Below are 3267 nucleotides of genomic sequence, written 5' to 3'. Positions count from 1 at the left end.
GGCGACCCGGTGGATCGTGGCCGTGCTCGCGGCCTGCGCCCTGTTCATCGCCGGGATGCTGGCCATCGACCAGTTCGGCGGCGGGTCCGGCGAGGACAACGACGCGCAGGGACCGACCCCCTCGGTCGATGCCGGCTCCAAGGCGGTTGCCGCGGCACCGACCCGCCGGGCAGCCACCACCGCGCCGGCGGGCGAGAAGCCGATCGTCGCGGTCAGCAGCGGCCCGGCCAGCTCCGGCGGCGTGGCGGCGCCCAAGACCGGCGGTGTCGCGGCGCCCACGGCCGGGGGCCAGGTCGTGGTCTACGAGGTCACGGCGAGCGGATCGCGCAACATCGGCAGCGTGGACTACACGGACCAGGACGGCGACATCATCCGGCTGAGCGGGATCGCCCTGCCCTGGCGCGTCACCTTCGAGGTGACCGGGCAGAAGAAGCCGCTGGTGCTCATCAGCCAGCGCAAGGGCGGCGGCGACGCCGGGCCCGTCACCTGCACGATCACCCTCGACGGCAAGCTGCTCAGCTCCACCACCGCCGACGGCCGCTACGCCGCGCCGCAGTGCAGCGGCTGACTCACAGGTACATGCCGGTGGCCGGGGGCGTCACCGGGACGGTCACCGGCTGGGCGCCGGTGCGCAGCGCGTACAGCTCGGCCAGGGTCGCGCCGTGCGGGCCGACGCCGGCCGGGGTGCCCAGCCAGGCCACTGCTTCCCCGTACGGCAGCCGCCCGACCTCGATGCTGGCCAGGCACCGCCCCGGCCGGACCACCGCGGGGTGCAGCGTGGCCAGGTCCTCGTTGGTGGTGATCCCGATGAGCGCGTTGCGGCCCTGGCCGAGCAGCCCGTCGGTCAGGTTGAGCAGCCGGGACAGCGACTGGCCGGCGCTGGCCTTGGCGTCACCGCTGATCAGCTCGTCGCAGTCCTCGAGCATGAGCAGGCGCCAGCGCGGTTCGTCGTCGTCGCCGCTGCCCAGGGCGACGCTCATCAGGTAGGCCGGGTCGCCGAAGAGGCGTTCCGGGTCGAGCACGCAGTCGACCTGGCACCACGAGCGCCACTGCTGGGCCAGCGCCCGCAGCGCGGTGGTCTTGCCGGTGCCCGGCTCGCCGTGCAGCAGGAGCAGCCGGCCGTTGACCGCCGTGCCGTCGATGGCCATCAGTCGTTCCAGGGTGCTCGCCACCGGGCCGGCGTAGTTGGCCCGGATCTTGTCCCACGGCGCCGCGTCGATCTCGCGCTGCACCCGGCGCGGGCCGTGCGCGCCGTAGTGCCAGAAGCCGATCGGCACGCTGTCGTCGGCCGGCTCCGGCTCCTCGACGGCGTCCTCGACGGCGACGGCCAGCACCGACTCGGCCAGCTCGGAGCTGATCGCGGTGACCGTGACCCGGGCCCGGCGGCTCTGCTTCCAGCGGGTGACGTGCAGCGTCCAGCCCTCGCCGACCGACAGCCGGCCGTGCCCGTCCTCCTCCACGGCGTCGCGCACGATGCGCGCGTCCTCCGTGGTCAGCAGCGCCTCGGCGCGTACGTTTTCCAGGTACCGCGTGCGGCCGAACGGCTCCCGGCCGGTGACGAAAGCGTCCAGCGCGAGCAGGTCGACCACGTCCACCAGCCGGTCACCGTCATCGACGGCACCGGACAGCGGCAGGGTGGCGGGGGCGGTCGGCGGGGCCGCCGCTTCCACCAGGCGGCTGCCGGGCCGGTCGACGGACTGATGGGGGGTACGCATTACCCCATGATCGACCCGAAGTGGGGGATGAGCACCCGGTTTTCCGGCAGGTTGGCCCGAACGGGGCCGCTATGCGGCTGCTCACTCCGGTTTCCCAAGATCCGTGAGCGTCGGTAAGGTGAGGGTTACCTAACCTGAACGGAGTTCGACATGGCGACCCATCCGCTCATCTCGCGCCGGAACCTGCTCTTCGGTGCAGCGGGCGTGGCGGCCGCCGGCCTGCTCACGGCCTGTGGCGACAGCGACAGCGGCGAGAGCCCGAGCACGGGTGGCTCGTCCGCCGCGACCGGTGGCTCGTTCCCGGTCACGGTGACCCACCAGTTCGGCAGCACCACCGTCGAGGAGGCGCCGAAGACGGTCGTGTCGCTCGGCTGGGGAGACGCCGACGCGCTGCTCGCCCTCGGTGTCGTCCCGGCCGGGATCCTCGACTGGTTCCAGGCCTGGCCGACCGGTGTCGGGCCGTGGGCCCAGGCCAAGCTCAACGGGGCCGAGCCCACCGTGCTCAAGGGTCCCGAGATCAACTTCGAGAGCGTCGCCACGCTGCGCCCGGACCTGATCACCTTCACCAAGAGCGCCAACACCAAGGCCGAGTGGGACCAGCTGGAGAAGCTCGCCCCGACGCTGTCCGGCCCGGCCGGCACGGCGCCGTACGGCACCACCCTCAAGGACCAGACGCTGCTGATCGCCGAGGCGCTGGGCCGCAAGGCCGAGGGGGAGGCCCTGGTCGCGGCCAACGACAAGGCGCTCGCCGACGCCAAGGCGGCCAACCCCGGGTTCGCCGGCAAGAGCGTGGTCGTCGCGGCCGCGTTCAGCGGGCAGTACGGCGCGTACACCCGCGGCGACGGCCGGGTGCAGTTCATGGAGGCGCTCGGCTTCCAGAACTCGCAGCAGATCGAGGATCTCAAGCCGGCCAACTTCTACGCCGAGGTCTCCAAGGAGAAGGTCGGCCTGCTCGACGCCGATCTGACCGTCATCTTCGCCCTGGGCGCCGGTGCTGAGCTCAAGAAGGACACCGTGCTGAACAGCATCCCGTCGGCCAAGGCCGGCCGGCTGCTCATCGTCGACGACGCCGACCTGGTCAACGGCTTCTCCACCAACTCCGTGCTGAGCACCCCGTACGTCATCGAAAAGTTCGTGCCGCTCGTCAAGGCCGCCCTGGCGTGACCAGCACCGCCGCCGAGCGCGCCGGTTACACCCCGCTCGAGGCGCGCGTCCGGGCCCGGGGCGGGCTGACCACCCGTGGTCTCGGGCTGGTCGCCGCGACCGGGGCGCTCGCGGCGGTGGCCGTGCTCAGCATCGTGGTCGGCACCAAGCCGATCCCGCTGGGCACGATCTGGGACGCCTTCTTCACCCACGGGGTGACCTCCGAGGACGTCCGGATCGTGCTGGACCTGCGGGTGCCGCGTACCGTCATCGGGCTGGCCGCCGGGATCGCCCTGGGCCTGGCCGGCGCGCTGATGCAGGCGCTGACCCGCAACCCGCTGGCCGACCCGGGCATCCTCGGCATCAACGCGGGCGCGGCCACCGCCGTCGTGCTGGCCATCCGGGTGCT

Annotated in this window: 4 protein-coding genes; 3 read left to right on the top strand and 1 reads right to left on the bottom strand. The window is 72.7% G+C overall.

All coding sequences use genetic code 11. From position 1 onward, the window contains the following. Positions 1–568, top strand: a 568-nt coding sequence (locus AB0C29_RS40180; RefSeq protein ID WP_360832117.1) for an MmpS family transport accessory protein, incomplete at its 5' end; no start/stop codon positions are given. Position 569: 1 nt separating this feature from the next. Here AB0C29_RS40180 and AB0C29_RS40175 read toward each other — a convergent pair. Then, positions 570–1715 (bottom strand): DUF5925 domain-containing protein, encoded by a 1146-nt coding sequence (locus tag AB0C29_RS40175; protein WP_360832115.1) that lies wholly within the window; start codon positions 1713–1715, stop codon positions 570–572. A gap of 150 nt (positions 1716–1865) precedes the next feature. Between AB0C29_RS40175 and AB0C29_RS40170 the strand changes: the two genes are divergently transcribed. Next, positions 1866–2879: an ABC transporter substrate-binding protein gene (locus AB0C29_RS40170; RefSeq protein ID WP_360832112.1), complete on the top strand. Its 1014-nt coding sequence runs from the start codon at positions 1866–1868 to the stop codon at positions 2877–2879. Continuing rightward, the coding region (locus AB0C29_RS40165; protein WP_360832109.1) for an iron chelate uptake ABC transporter family permease subunit at positions 2876–3267 on the top strand (392 nt) is incomplete at its 3' end. The genes AB0C29_RS40170 and AB0C29_RS40165, both read left to right, overlap by 4 nt.

Origin of the sequence: Actinoplanes sp. NPDC048791 (assembly GCF_040650095.1) — a bacterium.
Classification (GTDB): Bacteria; Actinomycetota; Actinomycetes; order Mycobacteriales; family Micromonosporaceae; genus Actinoplanes.
This window is presented reverse-complemented; position numbering and strand designations above follow the sequence as displayed.